Origin of the sequence: Serratia sp. NGAS9, from assembly GCF_009905295.1 — a bacterium.
Taxonomy (GTDB): Bacteria; Pseudomonadota; Gammaproteobacteria; order Enterobacterales; family Enterobacteriaceae; genus Serratia; species Serratia bockelmannii.
On the sequence record NZ_CP047605.1, the window covers coordinates 4,907,071 to 4,933,494 of the forward strand.

The 26,424-nt window shown below is 61.5% G+C and carries 25 protein-coding genes; 16 read left to right on the top strand and 9 right to left on the bottom strand.

Annotation, left to right across the window (positions count from 1 at the left end; genetic code table 11):
- Window positions 1-35 precede the first annotated feature (35 nt).
- Both GUC32_RS23280 and GUC32_RS23285 read left to right on the top strand, forming a co-directional pair.
- Window positions 36-452, top strand: coding sequence for an SRPBCC family protein (locus GUC32_RS23280; RefSeq protein ID WP_049294966.1), 417 nt, complete (start codon window positions 36-38; stop codon window positions 450-452).
- A 145-nt stretch (window positions 453-597) separates the two neighbouring features.
- A complete protein-coding gene (locus GUC32_RS23285; RefSeq protein ID WP_043139052.1) occupies window positions 598-1,014 on the top strand; it encodes a VOC family protein in 417 nt (138 codons plus the stop codon).
- A 382-nt stretch (window positions 1,015-1,396) separates the two neighbouring features.
- Here the strand turns inward: GUC32_RS23285 and GUC32_RS23290 are convergent, their stop codons facing one another.
- The gene (locus GUC32_RS23290) at window positions 1,397-2,596 is read right to left on the bottom strand and encodes an NAD(P)/FAD-dependent oxidoreductase (protein ID WP_369435459.1); all 1,200 of its coding nucleotides are present in this window, start codon (window positions 2,594-2,596) and stop codon (window positions 1,397-1,399) included.
- A 300-nt stretch (window positions 2,597-2,896) separates the two neighbouring features.
- On the opposite strand from GUC32_RS23290, the gene pitA reads away from it, so the two are divergent.
- A complete protein-coding gene (pitA, locus tag GUC32_RS23295; protein ID WP_025304605.1) occupies window positions 2,897-4,399 on the top strand; it encodes an inorganic phosphate transporter PitA in 1,503 nt (500 codons plus the stop codon).
- 73 nt (window positions 4,400-4,472) lie between these two features.
- Here the strand turns inward: pitA and uspB are convergent, their stop codons facing one another.
- Entirely contained in the window at window positions 4,473-4,808 is a 336-nt protein-coding gene (gene uspB, locus GUC32_RS23300; protein WP_369435460.1) for a universal stress protein UspB, read from the bottom strand.
- A 433-nt stretch (window positions 4,809-5,241) separates the two neighbouring features.
- Here uspB and GUC32_RS23305 point away from each other — a divergent pair, with 433 nt between their 5' ends.
- From GUC32_RS23305 to GUC32_RS23350, 10 genes are all read left to right on the top strand, one after another.
- Entirely contained in the window at window positions 5,242-6,015 is a 774-nt protein-coding gene (locus tag GUC32_RS23305; protein ID WP_099817024.1) for an SDR family oxidoreductase, read from the top strand.
- A gap of 103 nt (window positions 6,016-6,118) precedes the next feature.
- The gene (locus GUC32_RS23310; RefSeq protein WP_025304607.1) at window positions 6,119-7,027 is read left to right on the top strand and encodes a LysR family transcriptional regulator; all 909 of its coding nucleotides are present in this window, start codon (window positions 6,119-6,121) and stop codon (window positions 7,025-7,027) included.
- Between the two features lie 267 nt (window positions 7,028-7,294).
- Window positions 7,295-7,732 (top strand): universal stress protein UspA, encoded by a 438-nt coding sequence (gene uspA / locus GUC32_RS23315; protein WP_004930988.1) that lies wholly within the window; start codon window positions 7,295-7,297, stop codon window positions 7,730-7,732.
- 199 nt (window positions 7,733-7,931) lie between these two features.
- Window positions 7,932-9,275: an NADP-specific glutamate dehydrogenase gene (gdhA, locus tag GUC32_RS23320; RefSeq protein WP_033636378.1), complete on the top strand. Its 1,344-nt coding sequence runs from the start codon at window positions 7,932-7,934 to the stop codon at window positions 9,273-9,275.
- A 329-nt stretch (window positions 9,276-9,604) separates the two neighbouring features.
- Window positions 9,605-10,591: an autoinducer 2 ABC transporter substrate-binding protein gene (locus GUC32_RS23325; protein ID WP_025304608.1), complete on the top strand. Its 987-nt coding sequence runs from the start codon at window positions 9,605-9,607 to the stop codon at window positions 10,589-10,591.
- A gap of 105 nt (window positions 10,592-10,696) precedes the next feature.
- The gene (locus tag GUC32_RS23330) at window positions 10,697-12,196 is read left to right on the top strand and encodes a sugar ABC transporter ATP-binding protein (RefSeq protein WP_025304609.1); all 1,500 of its coding nucleotides are present in this window, start codon (window positions 10,697-10,699) and stop codon (window positions 12,194-12,196) included.
- Window positions 12,189-13,178 (top strand): ABC transporter permease, encoded by a 990-nt coding sequence (locus GUC32_RS23335; protein WP_015379367.1) that lies wholly within the window; start codon window positions 12,189-12,191, stop codon window positions 13,176-13,178. The genes GUC32_RS23330 and GUC32_RS23335 overlap by 8 nt, the downstream gene beginning before the upstream one ends.
- Window position 13,179: 1 nt before the next feature.
- Window positions 13,180-14,133, top strand: coding sequence for an ABC transporter permease (locus GUC32_RS23340; RefSeq protein ID WP_025304610.1), 954 nt, complete (start codon window positions 13,180-13,182; stop codon window positions 14,131-14,133).
- Window positions 14,134-14,143: 10 nt separating this feature from the next.
- Entirely contained in the window at window positions 14,144-15,781 is a 1,638-nt protein-coding gene (locus tag GUC32_RS23345) for an FGGY-family carbohydrate kinase (RefSeq protein WP_038873847.1), read from the top strand.
- Complete coding sequence (locus GUC32_RS23350) at window positions 15,781-16,380, top strand: SIS domain-containing protein (RefSeq protein WP_025304612.1); 600 nt, start codon at window positions 15,781-15,783, stop codon at window positions 16,378-16,380. The genes GUC32_RS23345 and GUC32_RS23350 overlap by 1 nt, the downstream gene beginning before the upstream one ends.
- A 28-nt stretch (window positions 16,381-16,408) precedes the next feature.
- Here the strand turns inward: GUC32_RS23350 and rsmJ are convergent, their stop codons facing one another.
- From rsmJ to GUC32_RS23370, 4 genes are all read right to left on the bottom strand, one after another.
- Window positions 16,409-17,155, bottom strand: a complete 747-nt coding sequence (rsmJ, locus tag GUC32_RS23355; protein ID WP_369435461.1) for a 16S rRNA (guanine(1516)-N(2))-methyltransferase RsmJ — start codon at window positions 17,153-17,155, stop codon at window positions 16,409-16,411.
- 8 nt (window positions 17,156-17,163) lie between these two features.
- Window positions 17,164-19,206 carry an oligopeptidase A gene (gene prlC / locus GUC32_RS23360; protein WP_025304614.1) on the bottom strand — a complete coding sequence of 681 codons (2,043 nt, stop codon included), beginning with the start codon at window positions 19,204-19,206 and terminating at the stop codon, window positions 17,164-17,166.
- Between the two features lie 118 nt (window positions 19,207-19,324).
- A complete protein-coding gene (locus GUC32_RS23365; RefSeq protein WP_049209146.1) occupies window positions 19,325-19,786 on the bottom strand; it encodes an HIT family protein in 462 nt (153 codons plus the stop codon).
- Window positions 19,787-19,802: 16 nt separating this feature from the next.
- Window positions 19,803-20,207, bottom strand: coding sequence for an ASCH domain-containing protein (locus GUC32_RS23370; protein WP_369435462.1), 405 nt, complete (start codon window positions 20,205-20,207; stop codon window positions 19,803-19,805).
- Window positions 20,208-20,342: 135 nt separating this feature from the next.
- Here GUC32_RS23370 and GUC32_RS23375 point away from each other — a divergent pair, with 135 nt between their 5' ends.
- Window positions 20,343-21,185, top strand: coding sequence for a 23S rRNA (adenine(2030)-N(6))-methyltransferase RlmJ (locus tag GUC32_RS23375; protein ID WP_004931012.1), 843 nt, complete (start codon window positions 20,343-20,345; stop codon window positions 21,183-21,185).
- A 130-nt stretch (window positions 21,186-21,315) separates the two neighbouring features.
- A complete protein-coding gene (gene gorA / locus GUC32_RS23380) occupies window positions 21,316-22,668 on the top strand; it encodes a glutathione-disulfide reductase (protein WP_025304617.1) in 1,353 nt (450 codons plus the stop codon).
- A gap of 77 nt (window positions 22,669-22,745) precedes the next feature.
- Here the strand turns inward: gorA and GUC32_RS23385 are convergent, their stop codons facing one another.
- From GUC32_RS23385 to GUC32_RS23395, 3 genes are all read right to left on the bottom strand, one after another.
- The gene (locus GUC32_RS23385) at window positions 22,746-23,264 is read right to left on the bottom strand and encodes a DinB family protein (protein ID WP_127146858.1); all 519 of its coding nucleotides are present in this window, start codon (window positions 23,262-23,264) and stop codon (window positions 22,746-22,748) included.
- A 66-nt stretch (window positions 23,265-23,330) separates the two neighbouring features.
- A complete protein-coding gene (locus GUC32_RS23390) occupies window positions 23,331-24,182 on the bottom strand; it encodes a PhzF family phenazine biosynthesis protein (protein WP_127146857.1) in 852 nt (283 codons plus the stop codon).
- Between the two features lie 33 nt (window positions 24,183-24,215).
- Window positions 24,216-24,845: a LysE family translocator gene (locus GUC32_RS23395; RefSeq protein WP_127146856.1), complete on the bottom strand. Its 630-nt coding sequence runs from the start codon at window positions 24,843-24,845 to the stop codon at window positions 24,216-24,218.
- A gap of 139 nt (window positions 24,846-24,984) precedes the next feature.
- Between GUC32_RS23395 and GUC32_RS23400 the strand changes: the two genes are divergently transcribed.
- On the top strand, window positions 24,985-26,334 hold the full coding sequence (locus GUC32_RS23400; RefSeq protein WP_197825328.1) for a PLP-dependent aminotransferase family protein: 1,350 nt from the start codon (window positions 24,985-24,987) through the stop codon (window positions 26,332-26,334).
- Window positions 26,335-26,424: the final 90 nt, after the last annotated feature.

A 26,424-nucleotide genomic window follows, 5' to 3' on the forward strand; every position in this document is an offset into this window, starting at 1 on the left:
CCTGTATCCGAAACCGATATTAAGAGAGAAAGAAAATGGCTACTACATCCGTCTCTATGGACATCCCGGCATCTGCCGACACCGTATGGCAACTGATCGGCGGCTTCGACGCCTTGCCTGACTGGCTGCCGTTCATCCCGAAAAGCGTCGTTTCTGAAGGCGGCCGCGTGCGTACCTTAACCACCGCCGACGGCGGCACCGTCATCGAGCGGCTGGAAGCGTTCGACAACCGTCAACGCAGCTACAGCTACTCCATCATGCAAGCGCCGTTCCCGGTGGTGAATTACCTGTCCACCCTGTCAGTGCACGCCACCGACGACGCCAACGTGGCGCGCGTGGAATGGTCGGGCAGCTTCACGCCGGTCAACATCAGCGACGACGAGGCCATCGCCCTGTTCAGCGGCATCTACCAGGGCGGCCTGGATGCGCTGAGCGGCAACTTCCCTCGTTAACGCTTAAACACTTAAGCCCCACGGTCGATGGCTGCACCCATCGGCCGTTTTTTTTTGGGGTTTGGGTGCACAAGCGGGCACGCCGCGCAGCAGGATAAATCCGTCATCGCCGCTTATGCTGTAAAGGAGATGTTCATTTGAGGAGATGACCGTGCGCCCCTTCAACTTGCAACGGCTGGATCATGTGGTTCTGCGCGTGCGCGATATGCAGAACAGCCTGCGTTTTTATACCCAGATCGTCGGCTGTGATATCGCCAAACAGCGGCCGGATTTGGGGCTGGTGCACCTGCGCGCCGGTGCCTCCATGATCGACCTGGTGGACGTCAACGGCGTGCTGGGGAAAAAAGGCGGCGAAGCGCCCGATCCTCATAGGCAAAATGTCGATCACGTCTGCCTGCGCATCGATCCGTTCAACGAAGAGGCGTTGTTGACCTATCTGCGATCGCAGGGGATCGGCGTTGATCCCGCCGAATCGCGCTATGGGGCGGAAGGCGACGGGCCGTCCATCTATTTCAGCGATCCGGACGGTAATCGCGTGGAATTGAAAGGGCCGGCGGGATGAGATTAACGTGCCATAGATAATGGAGCCTTATCGGCCCCATCTGTTTGAACGCCACGGGTAGGTGTTCCACGCACCAACAATACGCTGTTAGCCTATGGTTCTATCAAGGTCATTGGCTACGAGAGGCGCCGCCCCGTATGAGAAGACTGCTCGCCTCGGTGATTTTTGTTCTGGTATTCGCTTTCTTGCCGAACATCATTCCCTCTCGGCTGCTGCTGACTCCGGACATGGCGTGGGAAATGGTTCACAAGTCTAATTAATGGGGTCTCGGCGATCCGCAAGCGCTTTCGACAACCTGCCTGCTAATGCTTTATGCCGCTGTCGCGGGGTTGTGTCTGCGTTTTATGCCAAAAAAATCGGCCTAACCCGTCACTGCTGAACGTTAACGCCCCTGCGCTGCCAGTGCCTGGGCGCAGGCCCAGGCCGAGCTCCAGGCCCACTGGAAGTTGTAACCGCCCAACCACCCGGTCACGTCCACCACTTCGCCGATAAAGTAGAGCCCCGGCGCCTTGTGGGCTTCCATCGTCTTGGAAGAAAGTTCGTTGGTGTCGACGCCGCCGAGCGTCACTTCCGCCGTGCGGTAGCCTTCGGTGCCGTTCGGCTGCACGCGCCAGTTCTGCAACAGATCCACCAGCGCCGCCTGCTGCGGCGCATTCAGCTGCTTCAGCGTCGCCTCCGGCAATTGTCCCAGGGTCTGCAAGCATTCCACCAGCCGCTTCGGCAAGTGCAGCGCCAGGGTGTTTTTCAGGCTTTGGTTCGGGTGCTGCAGGCGCTGTTCATCCAGGAAGCCCGCCAGATCCAGCTCAGGAAGTAAGTTAATGCTCACATACTCACCCGGTTGCCAGTAGCTGGACAGCTGCAATACCGCCGGGCCGGACAGGCCGCGATGGGTAAACAGAATGCTTTCACGGAAGCTGACGCCGTTCTCGGCGGTGATCACCGCCGGCACCGAGACGCCGGACAGCGTCTGTACATGCTCCAACAGCGGTTTATGCAGGGTAAACGGCACCAGCCCGGCGCGCGTCGGCAGCACCTTAAGGCCGAACTGCTCAGCCAGTTTGTAACCGAACGGCGACGCGCCCAACCCCGGCATGGATAATCCGCCGCTGGCCACCACAAGTGAGCGAGCGCTCACTTTTTCACCATTCAGCGCCAGCGCGTAGCCATTCTCGGTTTTCTCTACGCCCAGCACTTCGCTGCGCAGGCGCATCGTCACCTGGCCCAGCTCGCACTCTTTGACCAGCAGATCCACCACCTGCTGCGCCGAATCGTCGCAGAACAGCTGCCCCAGCGTTTTTTCATGGTAGGCGATGCCGTAACGGTTGATCAGATCGATGAAGTCCCACTGGGTGTAGCGCGCCAGCGCCGACTTGCAGAAGTGCGGGTTGTTCGACAGATAGGCCGCCGGTTCGGCGTACATGTTGGTGAAGTTGCAGCGCCCACCGCCGGACATCAGGATCTTGCGGCCCGGTTTTTTGCCGTTGTCGAGCAGCAATACGCGGCAACCGAGTTGCCCCGCCTGCGCGGCGCAAAACATGCCGGCGGCGCCCGCCCCAATCACTACGACATCAAACTGTTCCACCTGAGCCTCACTTATCAAAACCACAATCGCGACAAAAGAGCGCCATATTACGCCGTTTCGCCGCCGGTCACCGCCAAATTCACGGCGGCAGATTGTAAAGCCCCGGCGGCACCAACGCCATAGTAAGAAAATATTACAGAGGTCAGAGCAGATTAACGCGTTGATATTCCATATTTTTGTTATAGGCGCGTCATCGTTTCGTCATGTCCAAATCAAAAAAACGTCATATTTTCCTTTTCCCCGGCACCGGTTGTCACTGATAATGCGCGGCGTTCATGTCCACAAACTGGCGTAACGCTTATGCTGCATTTGTTCGCTGGCCTGGATTTCCATACCGGCCTGATGTTAATTCTCGCATTGTTGTTCGTGTTGTTTTATGAAGCCATCAACGGTTTTCATGATACGGCCAATGCGGTCGCTACAGTTATTTATACCCGCGCCATGCGCTCGCAACTTGCGGTCGTGATGGCAGGTTTGTTCAACTTTCTTGGCGTAATGCTCGGCGGTTTGAGTGTTGCTTACGCCATCGTCCACTTGCTGCCTACCGATCTGTTGTTGAACGTCAGTTCAGCACACGGATTAGCCATGGTCTTCTCCATGCTGCTGGCGGCAATCATCTGGAACCTCGGCACCTGGTATTTCGGTCTGCCGGCCTCCAGTTCCCATACGCTGATAGGCGCAATCATCGGTGTCGGTTTAACCAACGCCCTGATGACCCACACCTCGGTCGTGGATGCGCTTAACGTCCCGAAAATGATTGGCATTTTCCTTTCTCTGCTGTTCTCGCCGCTGGTCGGCATGATGGTGGCGGGAGTGATGGTGTTCGCCTTGCGCCGCTATTGGAGTGGCACCAAGAAACGCCAGCGTATCCACATGACCCCTGCGGAACGTGAAAAGGTCGACGGCAAACGCAAGCCGCCGTTCTGGACCCGTATCGCGCTGATCCTGTCGGCGATTGGCGTCAGCTTCTCGCACGGCGCCAACGACGGCCAGAAAGGTATCGGCCTTATCATGCTGGTGCTGATCGGCGTTGCGCCGGCCGGCTTCGTGGTCAATATGAATGCAACCGGTTATGACATCACCCGTACGCGTGATGCCGTGACCCACCTGCAGCAATATTACCAGCAGCACGGCGACGCGCTGTCGCATGCGGTGTCGCTGACGCCGCTGGTGCCAAGCCCGGATGACGAAGCCGCGCCTGGCAAGCCTGCCGAGTTCCACTGCGACAGTTCGCGCGCCATGCCGGCGATCGAGCTGGCTCAGGGCATGCTGACCAACCTGCAAAGCTACGATCAGCTGACGGTTGACCAGCGCAGCCACCTGCGCCGCCTGCTGATGTGCGTGACCGACACGGCGGATAAAGTCGCCAAGCTGCCGGAAACCTCATCCGCCGACCAGCGTTTCCTGAAGAACCTGCGTCAGGATCTGCTGCAGACCGTCGAGTACGCGCCGATGTGGATCATCGTCGCCGTCGCGCTGGCGCTGTCGCTCGGCACCATGGTGGGCTGGAAACGCGTGGCCACCACCATCGGCGAGAAGATCGGCAAGAAAGGCATGACCTACGCCCAGGGCGTATCGGCCCAGATGACCGCGGCGCTGTCTATCGGCGTGGCGAGTTATACCGGCATGCCGGTCTCCACCACCCACGTCCTCTCTTCGGCGGTTGCCGGGACGATGATCGTGGACGGCGGCGGCGTGCAGAGCAAAACCGTGAAGAACATCCTGTTGGCCTGGGTACTGACCCTGCCAATCTCGATCCTGCTTTCCGGTGCGCTGTATTGGGTTGCGTTGAAGCTGATCTAAGCGATAAGCATCATGAGGAAGGCGGCCCCAGGGCCGCCTTTTTTTTGCCTGCATCAAGGGAAACAGGAAGGCATTAATACCAGATCATCAGCGCTATCAGGCTGATGACCACCAGGCCGCACAGGGCCGAGGTCAGCATAAACTGCCCGCGCACCCGCTCGCAGCGGCGGATAAACTCCGGATCGTGGTGCTCGACATAGCGTTGCGCGAAGATATAGCGCACCAGCCTCAGCTGCTTGCTGGGTTGCCCGTGGGCGGTGAAAAAACCGCCGCCGTCGACGTACTGGTACAGCAACGGGTCACAGCCGCGCAATACCACCAGCAGCGCGCGCAGAGAAGAGTAATACCGCACTATGTTTACCACACACACCACACATAAGGCCCAAAACAGCGCGACGGTACTGATCATGATTACCCCCTCAAGGCGTTGTTATCCGCGGCCTTCCGCCGGGTCCAACCGCCCTACCTCATTACCCGATACTCTGCTGGAGCTTACCGCTCTCATCCCCTTTTTTGCCTGCACGGACCATGCCCATAACCCACCGCCTCCGGAGACGTTACCGCACCGCACAGAGAGATTTGCACGGCGTGGTTCCACTCAGAGGGGAAATGATGAGGCCCATATCCATCATTGTAGGTTAATGAAACGCAAACTGGCCTGAGCAGTGGATAAAATTTACCGCCCTGTGCCGAAAAGTCACCTGCCGGGACGTTATAAGCGATAACCGCCCGTTTTCGATTAGGCGGTTTTTATGGATAGTCTATCCCGCGCCACGCCGCTGATCTTTCCCCCCACGCTGGCTAGACTCAGGTTTCCGTTACGTTCATCCAAGGAAACTGTTATGGCAAACCATTCAATCAAGGGAAAAACCGTCCTCATCGCCGGCGGCGCCAAGAACCTCGGCGGGCTGATCGCGCGCGATTTGGCTGAGCAAGGCGCCAAAGCGGTGGTGATCCACTACAACAGCTCCGCCTCCAAAGCCGAAGCGGAGAAAACCGTCGCCGCCATTCAGGCCGCCGGTGCGCAAGGCGTCGCGCTGCAGGCCGATCTGACCACCGCGGGCGCAGTCGAGAAGCTGTTCGCCGATGCGGTCGCCGCCGTCGGCAAGCCGGATATCGCCATCAATACCGTCGGCAAGGTGCTGAAAAAGCCGATGGTCGACATCAGCGAAGCCGAGTACGACGAGATGACCGCGGTCAACGCCAAAACCGCGTTCTTCTTCCTGAAAGAGGCGGGCAAGCACCTTAACGACAACGGTAAAATCTGCACGCTGGTCACCTCGCTGCTCGGCGCCTTCACGCCGTTTTACGCCGCTTACGCCGGCACCAAAGCGCCGGTGGAGCACTTCACCCGCGCCGCCGCCAAGGAGTTCGGCGAGCGTGGCATCTCCGTGACGGCGGTCGGCCCCGGCCCGATGGACACCCCGTTCTTCTACCCGGCTGAGGGTGCGGACGCCGTGGCCTACCACAAGACGGCGGCGGCGCTGTCGCCGTTCAGCAAAACCGGCCTGACCGATATCGAAGACGTGGTGCCGTTCATCCGCCATCTGGTCAGCGACGGCTGGTGGGTAACCGGCCAAACCATCCTGATCAACGGCGGCTACACCACCAAATAAGTTCGACGGGGGGCGGAGATGCCCCCGCACCTGCTCGCGCGCAACCGCGTCATACGGCTACACTCTCTGTCAGAAACGGCGCCAAGGAACAGCAGGTCACGAGATGGACAGATTCAATCAATACCGCGTATTCGTGCAGGTGGCGGAAATGGGCAGCTTTATCCGGGCGGCCCACGCGCTGGAGGTGCCGCGCGCCTCGGTGTCCGCCGCCGTGCAACAACTGGAAACGCAGCTGGGCGTGCGCCTGCTGCACCGCACCACGCGGCAAGTGCGGCTGACCGCCGACGGCGAACAGCTGCTCGAGCGGCTGCGCCCGCTGCTGGCCGAGGTGGAAGACATCGATCAGTCGTTTCAGGCCAGCCAGCGGCAGGCCTCCGGGCGGCTCAGCGTCGACGTGCCGAGCCGCATCGCTCGCCGGTTGATCGCCCCGGCGCTGCCTAGCCTGTTGCGGCGCCACCCTCATCTGCAGCTGGTGCTCGGCTCCGCCGATCGCGCCATCGATCTGGTGCAGGAAGGGGTCGACTGCGCGGTGCGCGTCGGCGATCTGCACGACAGCAGCCTGGTGATGCGCCCACTCGGCCATATCGCGCTGATCAACTGCGCCAGCCCTGCCTACCTGAGCGAATTCGGCCATCCGCGCCAGCCCGCCGACCTCGCTGAGGGGCACTGGAGCATCGGTTACGCCTCGCCCAAAACCGGCCGCGAATCCCCCTGGGAATACCTGACCGACGACGGCCATACGCAACGCCTCGAACTGCCCAGCCGGGTGGTGGTCAACAACGCCGAAAGCTATATCGCCTGCTGCCGCGCCGGGCTGGGGCTGATGCAAATCCCGCGCTACGACGTGCAACACCTGCTCGACGCCGGTGAACTGGTGGAAGTCCTGCCCGGTTACCGCGCCGCCTCCATGCCGATCGCCCTGATCTATCCCCATCGCCGCCAGCGATCGCGCCGCCTGGCGGTGTTTCATGAGTGGTTTGAAAGCCTGCTGCAGCCGCATCTGGAGCGCTGATTGCACATTTAGCGCTATACTTTGTTTAATAACGCTTATAATTCAAGCGGTCAGACCGTTAAAGCCCGCATAACCCATAGGCTTTTACGCCGCGCGGGTGTACAACGAAAAGTATCGGGCGGAGAGATTTTCGATGCGGCGCAGTGTGATCGCCCCAACATATCATTGCGTTATCCGAATGATACTATGGAACCAAAAGCGCCAGGCGGGTAAACGGAACGCCTGCTAACCCTTTTTAATCGGCATGTTTATGGAAGGAGTATTCTTATGGCTTACAAACACATACTGATCGCGGTGGACCTATCCCCGGAAAGCAAGATCCTGGTAGAAAAAGCCGTCTCGATGGCGCGGCCGTACAACGCTAAAGTTTCTCTGATCCACGTCGATGTCAACTATTCCGACCTCTATACTGGCCTGATCGACGTCAATCTCGGCGACATGCAAAAACGCATCTCTGAGGAAACCCATCAGGCGCTGACCGAGCTGTCGCAGAACGCCGGCTACCCGATCACCGAGACCCTGAGCGGCAGCGGCGATCTGGCGCAGGTATTGGTCGATGCCATCAAGAAATACGACATGGACCTGGTACTGTGCGGCCACCACCAGGACTTCTGGAGCAAGCTGATGTCTTCCGCTCGCCAGCTGATCAATACCGTGCACATCGATATGCTGATCGTGCCGCTGCGCGACGAAGAAGACGAATAAAGTAAGCGCTTGCTAACCTAACTACCCCACGCCCGCGCCCTGCGGGCGTTTTTCATGCCGCCACGCCGATTAATCGCTTGATAATCAACCGCCCTCCGATGATATAGTCGCTAAAGACACAACATCCTCCCCCGGGCATCATCGACACCCAAATCTATAAGAAATAGCGGGGGAAATTTAATGCGAAAAGGAGTTATCCATGGAATATGCCGTATCGGTAGAGTCTTTCCTGTCCTCGTTACAACGCCATAACCCCCACCAGCCGGAATATCTACAGGCGGTGCGCGAAGTGTTCACCTCGCTGTGGCCGTTTATCGAGCGCAACCCGCGCTATCGCGAACAGGCGCTGCTGGAGCGCCTGGTGGAGCCCGAGCGTATCATTCAGTTCCGCGTCAGCTGGGTGGACGATCGCGGCCAGGTGCAGGTCAATCGCGCCTTCCGCGTGCAGTTCAACTCGGCCATCGGCCCCTATAAGGGCGGCATGCGCTTCCACCCATCAGTAAACCTGTCGATCCTGAAGTTCCTCGGCTTTGAGCAGACCTTCAAGAATGCGCTGACCACCCTGCCGATGGGCGGCGGCAAAGGCGGCTCCGATTTCGATCCGAAGGGCAAAAGCCAGGGCGAGATCATGCGCTTCTGCCAGGCGCTGATGACCGAGCTGTACCGCCATCTGGGGCCGGACACCGACGTGCCGGCCGGCGACATCGGCGTCGGCGGCCGTGAAGTCGGCTTTATGGCCGGCATGATGAAGAAACTGTCCAACAACACCGCCTGCGTATTTACCGGCAAGGGCCTCTCCTTCGGCGGCAGCCTGATCCGCCCCGAGGCGACCGGCTACGGCCTGGTGTACTTTACCGACGCCATGCTGCAGCGCCACGGCCTGGGCTTTGAGGGCATGCGGGTGGCGGTGTCCGGCTCCGGCAACGTGGCGCAGTACACCATCGAAAAAGCGCTGGAACTGGACGCGCGCGTGATCACCGTGTCGGATTCCGGTGGCACCCTGGTGGACGAAGACGGCTTCACTACCGAGAAGCTGGCGCACCTGGCGGAGATCAAAAACCAGCGTTACGGCCGGGTGGCGGACTACGCCCGCGAACGCGGCCTGACCTATCTGGCGGGCCAACAGCCGTGGAACGTGCCGGTGGATATCGCCCTGCCGTGCGCCACCCAGAACGAACTGGATCTCGAGGCGGCGCAGACGCTGATCCGCAACGGGGTGAAGGCGGTAGCGGAAGGCGCCAACATGCCGACCACCATCCAGGCCACCGACGCCTTCCTCGACGCCGGGGTGCTGTTCGCACCCGGCAAGGCGGCCAACGCCGGCGGCGTGGCCACGTCGGGGCTGGAGATGGCGCAAAACGCCGCGCGCATCGGCTGGCGGGCGGAAAAAGTGGATGTACGTTTACAACATATCATGGCGGATATTCACCATGCCTGCGTGGAATACGGCGGCGAGGGCAAGCAAACCCACTATGTACACGGCGCGAATATCGCCGGTTTCGTCAAGGTCGCGGACGCCATGCTGGCGCAGGGCGTGCTGTAATCCGTCGTAAAGGTGATCTTGTTCACACATCGATTAAATGCTTCAATGCCGGCCTCTGCGCCGGCATTTTTTTATGCCTTCACGCCATCAGAATGATGCAATCCAGTTAAATAAAAGTTAATAAATAGTTAATTAATGCCATTTAATTGGTAGTAAATTTACCACCACCAGATAATTAAACATTTATTTAACACTAAATACGCCAATATTTTACTTAAATGTGCGCAGATCACATTTCATTAACTTCAGCTACGCCCCCTCTTCCATTCCTTTGTAATCTGCAGCGGTGGAAAAACCGCCACCCCTACAGATAAAAAAAGGTACAGCTAATGAAATTTAACCTCGCATTATTAAATGCATGTGTGGTTTCTGCGTGCATGTTATCGACAACACCTGTGTTCGCCGCTGATAAGTATGAGATTGCCGTAGTCGCCAAAGTGACCGGCATCCCGTGGTTCAACCGCATGGAAGTGGGCGTCAACGAAGCGGCGAAAAAACTCGACGTCAACGCCTACCAGACCGGCCCTTCTACGCCGGATCCGGCCGCGCAGGTCAAGGTGATTGAGGATCTGATCGCCAAGAACGTCAACGCCATCATCGTGGTGCCGAACGACGCCAAGGTGCTGGAACCGGTGCTGAAAAAAGCGCGCGACAAAGGCATCGTGGTGCTGACCCATGAATCCCCGGACCAGCAGATCGGCCAGTGGGACATCGAGACCATCGACAGCGAGAAATACGCGCAGGCCAACGTCGATGAGCTGGCGAAAGACATGGGCGGCAAAGGCGGCTATGCGATCTACGTCGGTTCGCTGACCGTGCCGCTGCACAACGCCTGGGCCGACTTCGCCATCAAATACCAGAAAGAAAAATACCCGGACATGTTTGAAGTCACCTCGCGCTTGCCGGTGGCGGAAAGCATCGACAAATCCTACGCCACCACGCTGGATCTGATGAAAACCTATCCGCAGATGAAGGGCATCATCGGCTTCGGTTCGCTCGGCCCGATCGGCGCCGGCCAGGCGGTGGCCAAGAAACGCGCCAAGGACAAAATCGCAGTGGTGGGCATCGCCATGCCGGCGCAGGCCGCCCCTTACCTGATGCGTGGCGACATCAAGAAAGCGCTGCTGTGGGATCCGAAAGACGCCGGTTATGCGCTGGTGACGGTGGCCGACCAGCTGTTGCAGGGCAAGGAAGTGAATAAGGACCTGTCGATTGAGGGCCTCGGTAAGGCCGACGTCGATATGGAACACAAAGTGATTCGGTTTAATAAGATTTTGGAAGTGACCAAAGACAACGCCAAATCGCTCGGATTCTGATTTTTCGCGTAATTTCGCCACACCGGGAAAGAAGTTAAACCCTCGTAGGGGCGCAGCGTTGCTGCGCCCAGGGCTTCGGCCGCTACGCAAGCACAGGTTAACGTTATGACAGCCTCCCCCGCATTTATCACCCTGGAGAATATCAGCAAGCGATTCCCAGGCGTGCTGGCATTAGACCAGATCAACCTGACGCTGAATAAAGGCGAAGTGCACTGCCTGGCCGGGCAAAACGGCTGCGGCAAAAGCACCATTATTAAAATCATCTCCGGCGTCTATCAGCCGGAAAAAGGCGCCAACATTTCGCTGGAAGGCAAACTCTTCCACGCCCTGACGCCGCAGCTGTCCGGTTATTACGGCATACAGGTGATCTACCAGGACCTGTCGCTGTTCCCTAACCTGACGGTGGCGGAAAACATCGCTATCCACCGTTACCTGCCCGGCGGCCACTTCTGGGTGCGCAAGCGGGTGATGCGCCAGACGGCGCTGGACGCCATGGCACGGGTCGGCGTACACATCGATCCCGATAAAAAGGTGGAAAAATTGTCGATCGCCGATCGGCAGCTGGTGGCGATTTGCCGCGCCATCGCCGCCGAAGCGCGGTTGGTTATCATGGACGAACCGACCGCCTCGCTGACCCGCCAGGAAGTCGACGGCCTGCTGCGGGTGGTTAACGAACTGAAGGCGGCCGGCATCTGCGTGGTGTTCGTCAGCCACAGATTGGATGAAGTGATGGAAGTCGCCGATCGCATCAGCGTAATGCGCGACGGCAAGCTGGTGGGCACCTGGCCGGCCAGCGAACTGGACAGCCATGAACTGGCGTTCCTGATGACCGGCCAACGCTTCCATTACAGCCCGCTGCCCCCGCTGCCGCCGGCTGAACAAGCGCCGCTGCTCGAGGTGCGCAACCTCAGCCGCGGCGAAAAATACCGCAACGTCAATCTGGCGCTGCGCGGCGGCGAGATCGTCTCGATCGTCGGCCTGCTCGGCGCCGGCCGCACCGAACTGTGCCTCAGCCTGTTCGGCATGACGCGGCCGGACAGCGGCGAGATCCGCATCGAGGGCCGCACGGTGCAGCTGCACAACAACCGCGAAGCGGTGCGCCACGGCATCGGCTATGTGTCGGAAGATCGCCTGACGCAGGGGTTGATCATGGAGCAATCGATCTACGACAACACCATCGTCACCGTCTTCGATCGGCTGCATACCTCGCTCGGGCTGCTGGATCACGCCAAGGCGACCGAGCTGGTCAACCGGCTGATCCGTGATTTGAACATCAAGGTGTCCGACAGCGCATTGCCGGTGAAAACCCTGTCCGGCGGCAACGCCCAACGTATCGCCATCGCCAAATGGGTGGCGACCCAGCCGAAGATCCTGATCCTCGACTCGCCTACCGTCGGCGTGGACATTGCCAACAAAGAGGGGATCTACCAGATCGCTCGCGATCTGGCGCAGCTGGGCATGGCGGTGCTGATGATCTGCGACGAGATCCCGGAAGCCTATTACAACAGCCATCGGGTGATGGTGATGCGCAAGGGCGAACTGATCGCCGAATTCGCGCCGCACCAGAGTACCGAACAACAGATCGCCGAGGTGGTGAATGGATAAGTCATTATTGGCCCGCCTGGCCGGGCGGCACGAGTTTTATCTCGGCCTGTTGGTGCTGCTGCTGGCGATCGGCCTAAGCGCCGGCACCGATGAGTTTCTGACGCTCGGCAACCTGACCGACGTCGCCACCAGCTACGCCATTCTCGGCATTCTGGCCTGCGGGCTGTTCGTGGTGCTGATCGCCGGCGGCATCGACATTTCGTTCCCGGCGGTCACCGCCATCGCCCAGTATGTGATGGCCAGTTGGGTGATCCAGCACGGCGGCAGCTTCCCGCTGGCGTTCGCCCTGGCGATCGGCGTCGGCCTGCTGCTCGGGCTGGTGAACGGTTTCCTGGTGTACTGGCTGAAGGTGCCGGCGATCATCATCACCATCGCTACCCTTAACCTGTTTTACGGCCTGCTGGTGTACGCCACCAACGGCACCTGGCTGTACGGCTTCCCGGACTGGTTCATGAACGGCATCAACTGGTTCTCGTTCCAGGGCGCCGACGGTTACGACTACGGCCTGACGCTGCCGCTGCTGTGCCTGCTGGCGACCATCGTCGTCACCGGCGTGCTGATGAACCGCACCCGGCTGGGGCGCCAGATCTACGCCATGGGCGGCAACCGCGACGCGGCGTCGCGCCTGGGGTTGAACCTGCTGCGGCTGCACTTCTGCGTCTACGGCTATATGGGCATTCTGGCCGGCGTCGCGGCGGTAGTGCAGGCGCAGATCACCCAGTCGGTGGCGCCCAACTCGCTGCTCGGCTTCGAGCTGACGGTATTGGCGGCGGTGGTGCTGGGCGGCACCAGCATGAGCGGCGGCCGCGGATCGTTGACCGGCACCCTGCTCGGCGTGGTGCTGCTGGCCTTCCTGCAAAATGGGCTGACGCTGCTCAGCGTCTCGGCCTATTGGCACCAGGTGTTCAGCGGCGCGATCATTTTGATCAGCATCAGCACCACCGCCTGGAACGAAAAACGCAAGCTGCTCAAGGAGATCTGACATGACGCAGTTAACTCGGTTGATCCCAAGCGATCGGATCATTCGTCTGCAGGGCGCGATCATCATCGCGGTGGCGCTGCTGTTCGCCGGTCTGCTCGGATCGCGCTTCTTCAGCCTCGGCAACTTCCAGTCGATCGCCTCGCAGCTGCCGATCCTCGGCCTGCTGGCGCTCGGCATGGGCATCACCATGCTGACCGGCGGCATCAATCTGTCGATCATCGCCGGCGCCAACGCCTGTTCGCTGGTGATGGCGGCGATCATCGTCAGCCATCCCGACCAGCCGCTGTTCCTGGTGCTGGCGCTGCTGGCCGGCCTGCTGGTGGCGGTGGCGATCGGCGCACTGAACGGAGTACTGGTGGCCTGGATCGGCGTTTCGCCGATCCTCGCCTCGCTCGGCACCATGACCCTGATCACCGGCCTGAATATCCTGCTGTCCAACGGCGCGGTGATCTCCGGCTTCCCGGCGGCGATTCAATTTCTCGGCAACGGCGCCGTGCTCGGTGTGCCGGTGGCACTGATCCTGTTTCTGTTGGTGGCGGTCGGGCTGTGGCTGCTGCTGGAGCACACCACGCTGGGCCGCAGCCTGTACCTGATCGGCTCCAACGAGCAGGCCACCCGCTTCAGCGGCGTGAACACCGCGCGGGTGCAGATCGCGGTGTATATCCTGTCGGCGCTGCTCGGCTGGGGCGCCGCCCTGCTGATGATGGCCAAGTTCAACTCGGCCAAGGCCGGCTACGGCGAATCTTATCTGCTGGTGACCATTCTGGCCTCGGTGCTGGGCGGCATTAACCCGGACGGCGGTTTCGGCCGTATTCTGGGGCTGGTGCTGGCGCTGATCGTGCTGCAAATGTTGGAAAGCGGCCTCAATCTGCTGGGGGTCAGCAGCTACCTGACCATGGCCCTGTGGGGCGGCGTGCTGATCCTGTTTATCGCGTTACAGAATCGAAAAGCCTGAGGAGAAAATAATGGCAAGCTATTTTATTGGCGTAGATGTGGGCACCGGAAGCGCGCGCGCAGGCGTATTCGATCTCAACGGCCGCATGGTCGGCCAGGCCAGCCGGGCCATCGATCTGTACCGGCCGAAGGCGGATTTCGTCGAGCAGTCGTCGGATAACATCTGGCAGGCGGTGTGCAATGCGGTGCGCGACGCGGTCAACCAGGCCGACATCAACCCGATCCAGGTCAAGGGGTTGGGCTTCGACGCCACCTGTTCGCTGGTGGTGCTGGATAAAGAGGGCAAGCCGCTGACCGTCAGCCCCTCCGGCCGCACCGAACAGAACATCATCGTGTGGATGGATCACCGGGCGATCGCCCAGGCCGAGCGCATCAACGCCACCAAACACCGGGTGCTGGACTTCGTCGGCGGCATTATCTCGCCGGAGATGCAGACGCCGAAACTGCTGTGGCTGAAACAGCACATGCCCACCACCTGGGCCAACGCCGGCTACCTGTTCGATCTGCCGGACTTCCTCACCTGGCGCGCCACCCAGGACGCCACCCGTTCGCTGTGCTCGACGGTGTGCAAGTGGACCTATCTCGGCCACGAGCAGCGTTGGGACAAGAGCTACTTCCAGCAGATCGGGCTGGAAGACGTGCTGGAACACGACGCGGCCAAGATCGGCAGCGACGTTAAAATGATGGGCGAGCCGCTGGGCCACGGCCTGACTCAGCGCGCCGCCAGCGAGATGGGGCTGATCGCCGGCACGGCGGTGAGCGTATCGATAATCGATGCCCACGCCGGCACCCTCGGCACGCTGGGCGCCACCGGCGTCTCCGGTGAGGTGGCCGACTTCAACCGCCGCGTCGCGCTGATCGGCGGCACCTCCACCGGTCATATGGCGATGTCGCGCACCGCGCGCTTTATCGGCGGCGTCTGGGGGCCGTATTACTCGGCGATCCTACCGGAATACTGGCTGAACGAGGGCGGCCAGTCTGCCACCGGCGCGCTGATCGACCACGTCATCCAGTCGCACCCGTGCTACCCGGAGCTGCTGGCGCAGGCGAAAACCCAGGGGCAGACCATCTATGAGGTGCTGAACGCCATTCTGCGCCGCATGGCCGGCGAGCCGGAGAATATCGCCTTCCTGACGCAGGACATTCACATGCTGCCGTACTTCCACGGCAACCGCTCGCCGCGCGCCAACCCGACGCTGACCGGCATCCTGACCGGGCTGAAGCTGTCGCGCACGCCGGAGGATATGGCGCTGCACTACCTGGCCACCATTCAGGCCATCGCGCTCGGCACCCGCCACATCATCGAAACCATGAACCACAGCGGCTACAGCATCGACACCATCATGGCCAGCGGCGGCGGCACCAAGAACCCGATCTTCGTGCAGGAGCACGCCAACGCCACCGGCTGCGCCATGCTGCTGCCGGAGGAAAGCGAAGCGATGCTGCTCGGCGGTGCGATGATGGGCACCGTGGCGGCGGGCGTGTTCGACACCTTGCCGGAGGCGATGAGCGCCATGAGCCGCATCGGCAAGACGGTGACGCCGCAGACCAATCAGATAAAAAGCTACTACGACCGCAAATACCGGGTGTTCCATGAGCTGTACAACGACCACATGAAATACCGCCGGCTGATGCAGGAGGAGGCGTGATGCAGCAGGAGTGGCGGCAGGCCGTGCAGGGTTGGCAAACCTACAGCCAGGAGCTGGCGCAGCTGGGCGAGCGCCTCGACGCGCGCACCTGGCAACGGCTGCTGGCGCTGCTGGCCGACTGCCGCGGTAAAATCGCCGTCACCGGCGTCGGCACCTCGGGGATTGCGGCGCGCAAGATAGCCCACATGCTAGCCTGCGTGGAACGGCCGGCGATCTACCTCGACGCCACCGGCGCGGCGCACGGCGATCTGGGCTTTCTGCGCGCCGACGATCTGCTGATCCTGATCTCGCGCGGCGGCAATTCCGACGAGCTAACCCGCCTGCTGCCGACGCTGCAGGCCAAAGGGGTGACGCTGATCGCGGTGACGGAAAACCCGCACTCCGCCATCGCGCAGGCGGCGCAGCTGACGATCGCCACCGGGGTGCAAAAGGAGATAGATCCGCTGAACATGCTGGCCACCACCTCAATTGTGCTGGTGCTGGCGATCTTCGACGCCGCCTGCGCCTGCCTGATGGCGCGCAGCGGTTACGACAAGGAGACCCTGCTGGCGGTGCATCCGGGCGGCGGCGTGGGGAAAAGTTTGCGGGAGGAAAACTGAGGGCCCGACACGGCGGGCCCGGCTGACATTACAGCGGCATGTAGATATCGAAACGGTGGCTTTTGGTCAGCGTGGCGGCGTGCGCCGGCACGTCGGCCAGCGGCGGCGCGTAGTCCGGGCGTTTCACCACCACGCGCTTGGTCGCCAGGCGGCGCGCCGGCTCCAGCAGGCCATCGGCGTCATCGTCGCTGCCCACCAGCGATTGAAACACCCGCATCTCTTTCTTCACCAGCGCGCTTTTTTGCTTGTGCGGGAACATCGGATCGAGATACACCACCTCGGGGCGCGGGCTGAGATCCGCCAGCGCCGTCAGGCTGGAGGCGTGCAACAGCGTCAGGCGCTCGCGCAGCCACGGGCCGATTTCCGCATCCTGATAGCCGCGCTGCAGGCCGTCGTCCAGCAACGCCGCCACCACCGGATTGCGCTCCAGCATCCGCACCCGGCAGCCCAGCGCCGCCAGCACGAAGGCGTCGCGCCCCAGCCCGGCAGTAGCGTCCACCACGTCCGGCAGGTAGCTGCCCTTGATGCCGACCGCCTTGGCCACCGCCTCGCCGCGGCCGCCGCCGAAACGGCGCCGGTGCGCCATGGTGCCGGTGACGAAGTCGGCATAGATCCCGCCGAGCTTCGGCTCGTCGCGCTTACGCAGCTCCAGCCGTTCCGGCGTCAGTACCAGCGCCATCGGCGCATCGTCGTCGGACGTCAGCTGCCAGCGCTGCGCCAAAACAGACAAGGCGCCGGGATCGGCGCCTGCTTCACACAATAAACACACGCTCACGTGTCGGGTTATCCTTTAATGCCGTAATGGCGCAGCATAGCATCCAGCTGCGGCTCGCGGCCACGGAAGCGTTTGAACAGCGTCATCGGCTCTTCCGACCCGCCGCGCGACAGGATGTTGTCGAGGAAGGATTTGCCGGTCTCGGCGTTGAAAATCCCCTCTTCTTCGAAGCGCGAGTAGGCGTCGGCCGACAGTACTTCCGCCCACAGGTAGCTGTAGTAACCCGCCGCGTAGCCGCCGGCGAAGATGTGGCTGAAGGCGTGCGGGAAGCGGCCCCAGCTCGGCGAAGGCACCACCGCCACCATTTTCTTCACTTCCGCCAGCGTCGGCAGGATCTGCGCGCCTTTTTCCGGGCTGTATTCGAAATGCATGCGGAAATCGAACAGGCCGAACTCGAGCTGGCGCAGGATGAACAGCGCCGCCTGGTAATTCTTGGCCGCCAGCAGCTTGTCGAGCATGGCCTTCGGCAGCGGCTCGCCGCTCTGGTAATGGCCCGAGATAAACGCCAGCGCTTCCGGCTCCCAGCACCAGTTTTCCATAAACTGGCTCGGCAGTTCGACCGCATCCCACGGCACCCCGTTGATGCCTGAGACGCCGGCGGTATCGATCTGCGTCAGCATATGGTGCAGACCGTGGCCGAACTCGTGGAACAGCGTGGTCACTTCGTTATGGGTGAACAGCGCCGGCTGGTCGCCCAGCGGACGGTTGAAGTTGCAGGTCAGGTAAGCGACCGGTTTTTGCAGCGTGCCGTCAGCCTTGCGCAGGCTGCCGACGCAGTCGTCCATCCAGGCGCCGCCGCGTTTGTTTTCGCGGGCGTACAGATCGAGGTAGAAACTGCCGCGCAGCTCGCCGTCGGCGTCGAACAGATCGAAGAAGCGCACGTCCGGATGCCAGGTCTCCACGTCTTTACGCTCTTTGGCGGTGATGCCGTAGATGCGTTTCACCACTTCGAACAGCCCTTCCACCACACGCTGTTCCGGGAAGTACGGGCGCAGCTGCTCGTCGCTGATGGAGAACAGGTGTTGCTTCTGTTTTTCGCCGTAGTAGGTGATGTCCCAGGCGTCGAGCTCGTCCACGCCATAGTGCTGTTTGGCGAAGGCGCGCAGCTGTGCCAGCTCCTGCTCGGCCTGCGGGCGGGCGCGCTTGGCCAGATCGCTCAGGAAGCCGATCACCTGCTCCGGGCTTTCCGCCATCTTGGTCGCCAGCGACTTGTCGGCGTAGGTGTCAAAGCCCAGCAGCTGAGCCAGCTCATGGCGCAGCGCCAGCGTTTCCGCCATCACTTCGCTGTTGTCCCATTTGCCGGCGTTCGGCCCCTGATCGGAGGCGCGGGTGGCGAAGGCGCGGTACATCTCTTCACGCAGCGCGCGGTTGTCGGCGTAGGTCAGCACCGGCAGGTAGCTCGGCATGTCCAGCGTCAGCAGCCAGCCGTCCTGCTCTTTGGCCTGCGCCATCGCCTGGGCCTGCGCCAGGGCGCTCTCCGGCAGGCCGCTCAGCTCGGCTTCGTCGGTAATCAGTTTGCTCCAGCCCATGGTGGCGTCGAGCACGTTGTTGCTGTAGGTGGAGCCCAGCTCGGACAGGCGTGCGACGATCTCGCCGTAGCGCTGCTGTTTGTCCGCCGACAGGCCGATGCCCGACAGCTCGAAGTCGCGCAGCGCGTTGTCCACCGCCTTGCGCTGCGGCACGCTCAGCGTCTCGAACGCCGCGCCCTCTTTGAGGCTGCGGTAGGCCTGGTACAGCCCTTCGTGCTGGCCAACCCAGGTGCCGTACTCGGACAGCAGCGGCAGCGCCTGCTCATAGGCGGCGCGCAGCTCCGGGCTGTTTTTCACCGAGTTCAGGTGCCCGATCGGCGACCAGATGCGCGACAGGCGATCGTCCGACTCCGCCAACGGCTGACACAAATTGTCCCAGGTGAACGGCCCCGGCTGCGCGACCACGCGCTCTACCGCGGCGCGGCAGTCCGCCAGCGCGGATTGCACCGCAGGCACGATATCTTCAGGGCGGATCGCCGAAAACGGCGGCAGGGAAAACGGGGTCAGCAACGGATTTGTCATAGGGCAGTCCTGATTAGCGTTGGGGCCCGCCGCACGGGCGAGCCTTAAAATGCATATGAATCTCTAACATGGAGCCAGGCAACAGGAAAATCAATGCCCGGCGTTGATCGTTCGTGCCTTAAACGGCGCGTTGGCGAATGCGGGCAGCCAGCGCCGCCAGCTGTTCGTCGTCGGCGCGCGCGGCGTCGTGGGAGGAAATGTAGCCCTCGTAATGTTCGAAAAACTTCGGCGAGGTCGATTCGATCGGCCGCCACTGATCCAGCGACGCGGTGCCGTGCAGCGGGATCAGTTTGGCATGCACATGGTCAACGCCGTAGCCCTCGAAGACCATGCCGCAGCGGCCGACGTCGTCGAACGCGCGATCCAGCTGCTTTGCCACACGCTTGGTCGCCAGCATCAACGCGCTCAGCACCTCGTCCGGCAGGTCAAAGGCGTAGCTCGGGTGGTGCGCCTTGGGGATCACCACGCTGAAGCCATCGGTGTTGGGAAAGATGGACAGGAACGCCAGATGGTCGTCGTCTTCCCAGATTTTATGGCACGGCGCCTTGCCCGCCACGATGTCGCAAAAAATGCAGCTCATCCTTTCTCCTTGTGATTCACAGCGTTTCAACCCGTTCGAATTCTTCGAACACCAGCCACATGTCCGGCGCAAAGCTCCCCTCGCGGGTAAAGAATGCCTGATGCCCCTGGCGCCAAAACGCCAGGCTTTTGTCGCCTTCGCCCTCTTTGGCCGCCATCTCGGCGGTCACCTGGTCGTAGCGCACCAGGCGCAGCGCCAGGGTCCTGATCACGCAGGCTGGTTCGCCGCGGCCATCGAGAACGATGCTGTAATCGCCGATCCGCGGGGTTTGTTCCCGACGATAGCTCGCATAGGAACTGCAGGTGGCGGTTTTATCCCCGCTCAGCACCAATCCCAGCAGTTCGTCGGCTAACGCCGGGCCGTCGCCGAACGCCCAGCGCGCCACGTCGGGGTAATTCGCCAAAATCGCCTGTTTGCTCATCGTCCTGTCCCTTTCTGTTAACGTCTGCGGCAACGGAGTCCGGTTTTTCCCGGCCAGACAGTTTATACTGTGCAGATTATAAGCCTTATTGCATTGAATGCTCCGTCTGCGGAGCACAAGGAACCGCCACCCGTCATGTTAAGTTATCGCCACAGTTTCCACGCCGGCAACCACGCCGACGTGCTCAAACACACCGTTCAGAGCCTGATCATCGAGTCGCTGAAGGAAAAAGAGAAGCCGTTCCTGTACCTGGATACCCACTCGGGCGCGGGCCGTTATCAGCTCAGCGGCGAACACGCCGAGCGCACCGGCGAATACCTGGAAGGCATCGGCTTGCTGTGGCAACGCGACGATCTGCCGGAAGAGCTGGCGGCCTACATGAGCGTGGTGCACAACTTCAACCGTTCCGGCACGCTGCGCTACTATCCCGGTTCGCCGCTGATCGCCCGCCAGCTGCTGCGCCCGCAGGACAAAATCCACCTGACCGAGCTGCACCCGAGCGACTACCCGCTGCTGCGCAGCGAGTTCCAGAAAGACGAACGCGCCAAAGTGCAGCGCGCCGACGGCTATCAGCAGCTGAAATCCCAGCTGCCGCCCCTGTCGCGCCGCGGCCTGATCCTGATGGACCCGCCGTATGAAATGAAGACCGATTACCAGGACGTGGTCAAAGGCATTCAGGAAGGCTACAAGCGTTTCGCCACCGGCACCTATGCGCTGTGGTACCCGGTGGTGATGCGCCAGCAGATCAAACGCATGCTGCGCGATCTGGAAGCCACCGGCATTCGCCGCATCCTGCAGATCGAGCTGGCGGTGAAACCCGACAGCGATCAGCGCGGTATGACCGCCTCCGGCATGATCGTCATCAATCCGCCGTGGAAGCTGGAACAGCAGATGAAAAACGTGCTGCCGTGGCTGCACAAGGTGCTGGTGCCGTCGGGCATCGGTCACCATCTGGTGAACTGGGTGGTACCGGAATAATCCCCATCAGGGCGCGGTTTGCCGCGCCCTGCGTCCACCTATCGCAGCCATCGACGCAATCTTTGCGACAAACCCCGGTCAGGCGTTAAACTCTTACCCTCTTCAAATTCACAACTCATGGAAATCCCAGATGACGAAACATTACGATTATCTAGCAATTGGCGGCGGCAGCGGCGGTATCGCATCGATCAACCGGGCAGCCATGTACGGCCAAAAGTGTGCGCTGATTGAAGCCAAAGAGCTGGGCGGCACCTGTGTAAACGTGGGTTGTGTACCGAAAAAAGTCATGTGGCACGCGGCGCAGATCGCCGAGGCCATCCATCAGTACGGCCCGGACTACGGCTTCGACACCACCGTCAACGCCTTCGACTGGAAGAAGCTGGTCGCCAACCGCACCGCCTATATCGACCGCATTCACAACTCCTACGATAACGTGCTGGGCAAGAACAAGGTCGACGTGATCAAAGGCTTCGCGCGCTTCGTGGATGCGCACACCGTGGAGGTGAACGGCGAGACCATCACCGCCGACCACATCCTGATCGCCACCGGCGGCCGCCCGAGCCATCCGGCTATTCCGGGTGCGGAATACGGCATCGACTCCGACGGCTTCTTTGAGCTGGACGCCATGCCGAAACGCGTCGCCGTAGTCGGCGCCGGCTATATCGCCGTGGAGATCGCCGGCGTGCTGAACGCGCTCGGCGCGGAAACGCACCTGTTCGTGCGCAAGCACGCGCCGCTGCGCAGCTTCGATCCGATGATCGTCGAAACCCTGGTGGAAGTAATGAACACCGAGGGGCCGAGCCTGCACACCGAATCGGTGCCGAAAGCGATCGTCAAGAACGCCGACGGCAGCCTGACGCTGCAGCTGGAAAACGGCAAAGCATTCACCGTCGACTGCCTGATTTGGGCCATCGGCCGCGAACCGGCGACCGACAACCTGAACCTCGGCGTCACCGGAGTGAAAACCAACGAGCAAGGCTACATTGACGTCGATAAGTTCCAGAACACCAACGTCAAAGGCATCTACGCGGTGGGCGACAACACCGGCGCGGTAGAGCTGACCCCGGTCGCCGTGGCCGCCGGCCGCCGCCTGTCCGAGCGCCTGTTCAACAACAAGCCGGACGAGCACCTGGATTACAGCAACATCGCCACCGTGGTATTCAGCCACCCGCCGATCGGCACCGTCGGCCTGACCGAGCCGGAAGCCATCGAGAAATTCGGCGCGGACAACGTGAAGGTGTACAAATCCTCCTTCACCGCCATGTACAGCGCCGTGACGCAGCACCGCCAGCCGTGCCGCATGAAGCTGGTGTGCGCGGGTAAAGAAGAGAAGATCGTCGGCCTGCACGGCATCGGCTTCGGCATGGATGAAATCCTGCAGGGCTTCGCGGTGGCAGTGAAGATGGGCGCCACCAAGAAGGACTTCGACAACACCGTGGCGATCCACCCGACCGCGGCGGAAGAGTTCGTCACCATGCGCTGAGGCGCAACCTCGCCGAGTTTCGGCGCGTAACAGGCCAGGCGCGAAAGCGTCTGGCTTTTTTATTTCTCTCGCTCGCCTCACCGCGCCTGGCGGTAATGATCGCGAAGAAACACCGGCAAATCGTTCGCCGGCGAGGCGAAGGGTACTTGATAGAGCATATCGCCGACAAAACCGCGATGATAGGTAGCGTGGTTGACGACATGCAGCACGATTTCCTGGCGCGTCATCCGGCCTTCCCCCCCGCCGACGAACTCGAAATGTACCACCTGCGCCAGCGCCTCGGGTGACCAGTTGTCCACCTGTTCGATATACCAGCGGTCCATTTCCTCCACCGCACACCGCAAGTCGTCAAGCGCAGGCGTTTGCTCGGTGTTGCGCGCGAGGTAGCCATGTTTTCGACCTTGCAGATGGTGCCTGAAGATATCGTCCACCACGTACACATGATTTAAGGTATGCACCATATTGCCAAAACGGGTCGGCCGCTGCCGTAAGGCTTCACCGGCCGGCAAGGACATCACGGTGTCAAAGGTCAAGGCGTTCGCCCAGGCTTTGTAACGCACCAGCATTTTCAAGGTATCGATGGCCGTTGCAGACATACTGCTCACTCCTTATCGGATGAAAATCGATATTCCGTTCAGCCGCACACAGTGCGGCGACGCTTTCTACGCCGTGCCAATCCCTTGCAGCCGCCCTTCGACCTGAGTGCGCGTATTGCCGCCCACCCAAATCCGGCCGCTCTCGTCGTGGGTGATATGCACGCGCCCGTTGCGCCCACGGCAGCGGCCCTGGGCGGCGATATAGCCACCGCTGACCACGCCGCTTGCGAACAACCACTGGGCCAGCGAGGCATTGAGGCTGCCGGTGACCGGATCTTCGACGATAGCGCCAAGATGATCGCTCAAAAAGGCGCGAACTTCGAAGGCTGCGTCACCATCGGCATGTGGGCCGACGACGCCAATGTCCACTCTGCGCGGCCAGCTTCTCGCCGGCGTCAGGGAAAGTACCCGCTCAGCGCTGGCCAGCCGGATCCCCAGCCACCCCGGACCGTTATCGATCCAGGCGGCATCGAGCGCCTCCTCAGGCGCGATACCTAAAAACTGCAGCGCGTCGGCCAACGTCTCTTCTGAGGGCGCCCCGGAGCGAATCAACGGCGGCGCGGCAAAACACAGCCGTCCTGCCTCGCGGCGAATGCTCACCAAGCCCGCCCCGCATTCCTGGATGATCTCCGCCCTATTGCGCGGCATCCCCTCCGCAGTGAGCCAGGCATGACAACTGCCCAGCGTCGGGTGTCCGGCAAATGGCATTTCACGATCCAGGGTGAATATCCGCACCCGGTAATCCGCCTGGGGGTGCGTCGGCGGCAGCAAAAAGGCCGTCTCCGACAGGTTGAACCAACGCGTCAAACGCTGCATGTCCTCCGTCGACAACGCTTCGGCGCCCGTGATCACCGCCAACGGATTGCCGGCGAGCGGCCCGGCGCCAAAGACATCCACCATCTGCATGCCAAAAACCATCGCTTCTCTCCTCAGGTTAACGCCGGGCGTTCATTACCCCCGCGATATCAACAGCTCCAGGCCCGCCAAAGCGAACAGCAGCGCAAGCGTTCCTTCAATCCAGCGCCTCACCCGGGTGTAAAACGCGATCATCGGCGCCGTTGAGAACAGCAGGGCATACCCCCCGAAAATCGTCACGCCGAGCAGCGCGCAACCGCCAATAATTGCCGGTAAAACCTGCTCAGGCGCGCCTTGCCGCAATCCCAGCGACATGATCGCCATCCAGGACATGATGGCCTTGGGATTGCCGAGATGCATCAGCACACCCTGCCGATAAAGCGCCCGATAAGGCCGCGCATCGCGCCCCGCGGCCATGCCCGGCGTCGCGGCGGACGTCTGTAACGCGGACTTTCCGGCGCGCAGCGCCAGATACAGCATATACACGCCGCCAACGATTTTGATGGTCCACAGCGCTTGCGCATACGTGGCCAACACGGCGGAAAGGCCGGTCGCGGCCAACATCGCCCAGCACAGCGATCCGGTCACCACGCCGGCGGCCAGCACCAATGCGGGCCTGCGGCCGTCACGCATCGCCACGCCCATGATCGCCATGTTGCTGGGGCCGGGGCTGGCGGTAGCGAGGAGATAGGCGCCGTAAACCAACGCAAGCTGACTGACCATCATGGAAAAACTCCGCTGGCCCGCCTTACGGCCGAGCCGTTGTTGAAAACGCCGGGACTCCTCACCAACATAGTATGTGTTACACTTTTCGCCTATTTAAATAGTGTCACGTGACACTATATTCTTTCTCCGGAGAGCGACCATGCGGCTTCAATCCCCCTGGCAACCCCGCCTGGCCAACGTGGAAGCCACTACCGTCGAACGGCTGGTGCTGGCGTTGGCTGACGACATTATCGAGGGCAAGCTGCAAGGAGGCGATCGTTTGCCGGCACACCGCCCCCTCGCCTGGCAATTGGCGATCGGTCTGGGCACGGTGACCAAAGCCTACGCCATCCTGGAACGACGCGGGCTGGTCCGCAGCGTGAAGGGGCGCGGGATGTTCGTGGCGATCCGCCGCGCCCGTGAAGAACGTGAAATCGATTTCTCGTCCAATGCGCCGCCGGCGATGCTGACTGACCGTTTGCTGGCACGCACGCTGGCCGGCATCGCACGGAAAATGGATGCGGATCATCTGAACCTCTATTCCCCTCCGACCGGGCACTTGGAACATCGGCGTCTGTTGGCCCGCTGGCTGGAAAACGCCGGCGTCACGATCGAACCGTCGCACCTGGCGCTGACCAGCAATGCCCGTCAGGCGATTTCGTTGGCATTTGACCTGGCCTGCGGGCCACGCGGGACGATACTGACCGAGAGGCTGACCTACCCCGGCGCGATCGCGCTGGCCCGACGTAAAGGCCATCGCCTGATCGGCGTGGAGATCGATGCGCAAGGCATGGTGCCGCAGGCGCTGGCGAGCGCGCTCGAGCGTGTCCCCTCCGGCCATATTGCGGTCTATCTGACACCGACGCTGCATAACCCGACGACCGCCACCATGAGCGCCGAGCGCAGGCGGGCTATCGTCGAGATATGCCGGCAGGCGAATGTCTGGATCATCGAGGATGGCGTGTATGCCCTAGGGCATTCAGCAGTGCCTGCGCTCGCGACGTTGGCACCCGAGCGGGTGTTCCATGTCAATGGCCTGTCGAAAACGCTCGGCCCGGGGTTGCGGATCGGTATGCTGACTCTACCGCCCGACATGCAAACCGCGGCGGAAGAAGCCTTGCAAGATATTCCCTTCGCACCTTCGCCACTGTCTTGCGCCGTGGTGGGGGAGTGGTTGTCCAGCGGCGCGATCGAGGCGATACCGCAAGCGTTGCGCCATGAGGCTCAGCGAAGAGTGCATCTGGCTACCTCGATATTCGATGCCGACGAATGCGTATCGCATCCCGACGCTTACCATGTCTGGCTGCCGATGCCGCGCGAAACCGCCGAGCCTGTGGCCGCCGCCGCCGCGTTGGCGGGCGTTAAAGTCACGCCGCCGGCCGCGGTCATGGTCAATGACGGCGAAAGTGAATCGGGCATTCGCCTGTGCCTGGGTTCCCCCTCACTGGACGAGCTAACGGCAGGCCTGACGCAGCTGGCCCAGCTGTTGAAAGCACATCGGAACGGCTGACAAACGGAAGGGAAAGGTTACGCGCACGGGCCGACCGACCCAGACCTGTTCTTTTTGTGCGGTTTACTATTCCCTTCGCACCCGCCTGCT

Bases quoted from the DNA above. Each gene is read 5' to 3' on its own strand.
- GUC32_RS23280 (WP_049294966.1), top strand. From the start codon at position 36: ATGGCTACTACATCCGTCTCTATGGACATCCCGGCATCTGCCGACACC.
- GUC32_RS23285 (WP_043139052.1), top strand. From the start codon at position 598: ATGACCGTGCGCCCCTTCAACTTGCAACGGCTGGATCATGTGGTTCTG.
- pitA (WP_025304605.1), top strand. From the start codon at position 2,897: ATGCTGCATTTGTTCGCTGGCCTGGATTTCCATACCGGCCTGATGTTA.
- uspB (WP_369435460.1), bottom strand. From the start codon at position 4,808: ATGATCAGTACCGTCGCGCTGTTTTGGGCCTTATGTGTGGTGTGTGTG.
- GUC32_RS23305 (WP_099817024.1), top strand. From the start codon at position 5,242: ATGGCAAACCATTCAATCAAGGGAAAAACCGTCCTCATCGCCGGCGGC.
- GUC32_RS23310 (WP_025304607.1), top strand. From the start codon at position 6,119: ATGGACAGATTCAATCAATACCGCGTATTCGTGCAGGTGGCGGAAATG.
- uspA (WP_004930988.1), top strand. From the start codon at position 7,295: ATGGCTTACAAACACATACTGATCGCGGTGGACCTATCCCCGGAAAGC.
- gdhA (WP_033636378.1), top strand. From the start codon at position 7,932: ATGGAATATGCCGTATCGGTAGAGTCTTTCCTGTCCTCGTTACAACGC.
- GUC32_RS23325 (WP_025304608.1), top strand. From the start codon at position 9,605: ATGAAATTTAACCTCGCATTATTAAATGCATGTGTGGTTTCTGCGTGC.
- GUC32_RS23330 (WP_025304609.1), top strand. From the start codon at position 10,697: ATGACAGCCTCCCCCGCATTTATCACCCTGGAGAATATCAGCAAGCGA.
- GUC32_RS23335 (WP_015379367.1), top strand. From the start codon at position 12,189: ATGGATAAGTCATTATTGGCCCGCCTGGCCGGGCGGCACGAGTTTTAT.
- GUC32_RS23340 (WP_025304610.1), top strand. From the start codon at position 13,180: ATGACGCAGTTAACTCGGTTGATCCCAAGCGATCGGATCATTCGTCTG.
- GUC32_RS23345 (WP_038873847.1), top strand. From the start codon at position 14,144: ATGGCAAGCTATTTTATTGGCGTAGATGTGGGCACCGGAAGCGCGCGC.
- GUC32_RS23350 (WP_025304612.1), top strand. From the start codon at position 15,781: ATGCAGCAGGAGTGGCGGCAGGCCGTGCAGGGTTGGCAAACCTACAGC.
- prlC (WP_025304614.1), bottom strand. From the start codon at position 19,206: ATGACAAATCCGTTGCTGACCCCGTTTTCCCTGCCGCCGTTTTCGGCG.
- GUC32_RS23365 (WP_049209146.1), bottom strand. From the start codon at position 19,786: ATGAGCTGCATTTTTTGCGACATCGTGGCGGGCAAGGCGCCGTGCCAT.
- GUC32_RS23370 (WP_369435462.1), bottom strand. From the start codon at position 20,207: ATGAGCAAACAGGCGATTTTGGCGAATTACCCCGACGTGGCGCGCTGG.
- GUC32_RS23375 (WP_004931012.1), top strand. From the start codon at position 20,343: ATGTTAAGTTATCGCCACAGTTTCCACGCCGGCAACCACGCCGACGTG.
- gorA (WP_025304617.1), top strand. From the start codon at position 21,316: ATGACGAAACATTACGATTATCTAGCAATTGGCGGCGGCAGCGGCGGT.
- GUC32_RS23385 (WP_127146858.1), bottom strand. From the start codon at position 23,264: ATGTCTGCAACGGCCATCGATACCTTGAAAATGCTGGTGCGTTACAAA.
- GUC32_RS23390 (WP_127146857.1), bottom strand. From the start codon at position 24,182: ATGGTTTTTGGCATGCAGATGGTGGATGTCTTTGGCGCCGGGCCGCTC.
- GUC32_RS23395 (WP_127146856.1), bottom strand. From the start codon at position 24,845: ATGATGGTCAGTCAGCTTGCGTTGGTTTACGGCGCCTATCTCCTCGCT.
- GUC32_RS23400 (WP_197825328.1), top strand. From the start codon at position 24,985: ATGCGGCTTCAATCCCCCTGGCAACCCCGCCTGGCCAACGTGGAAGCC.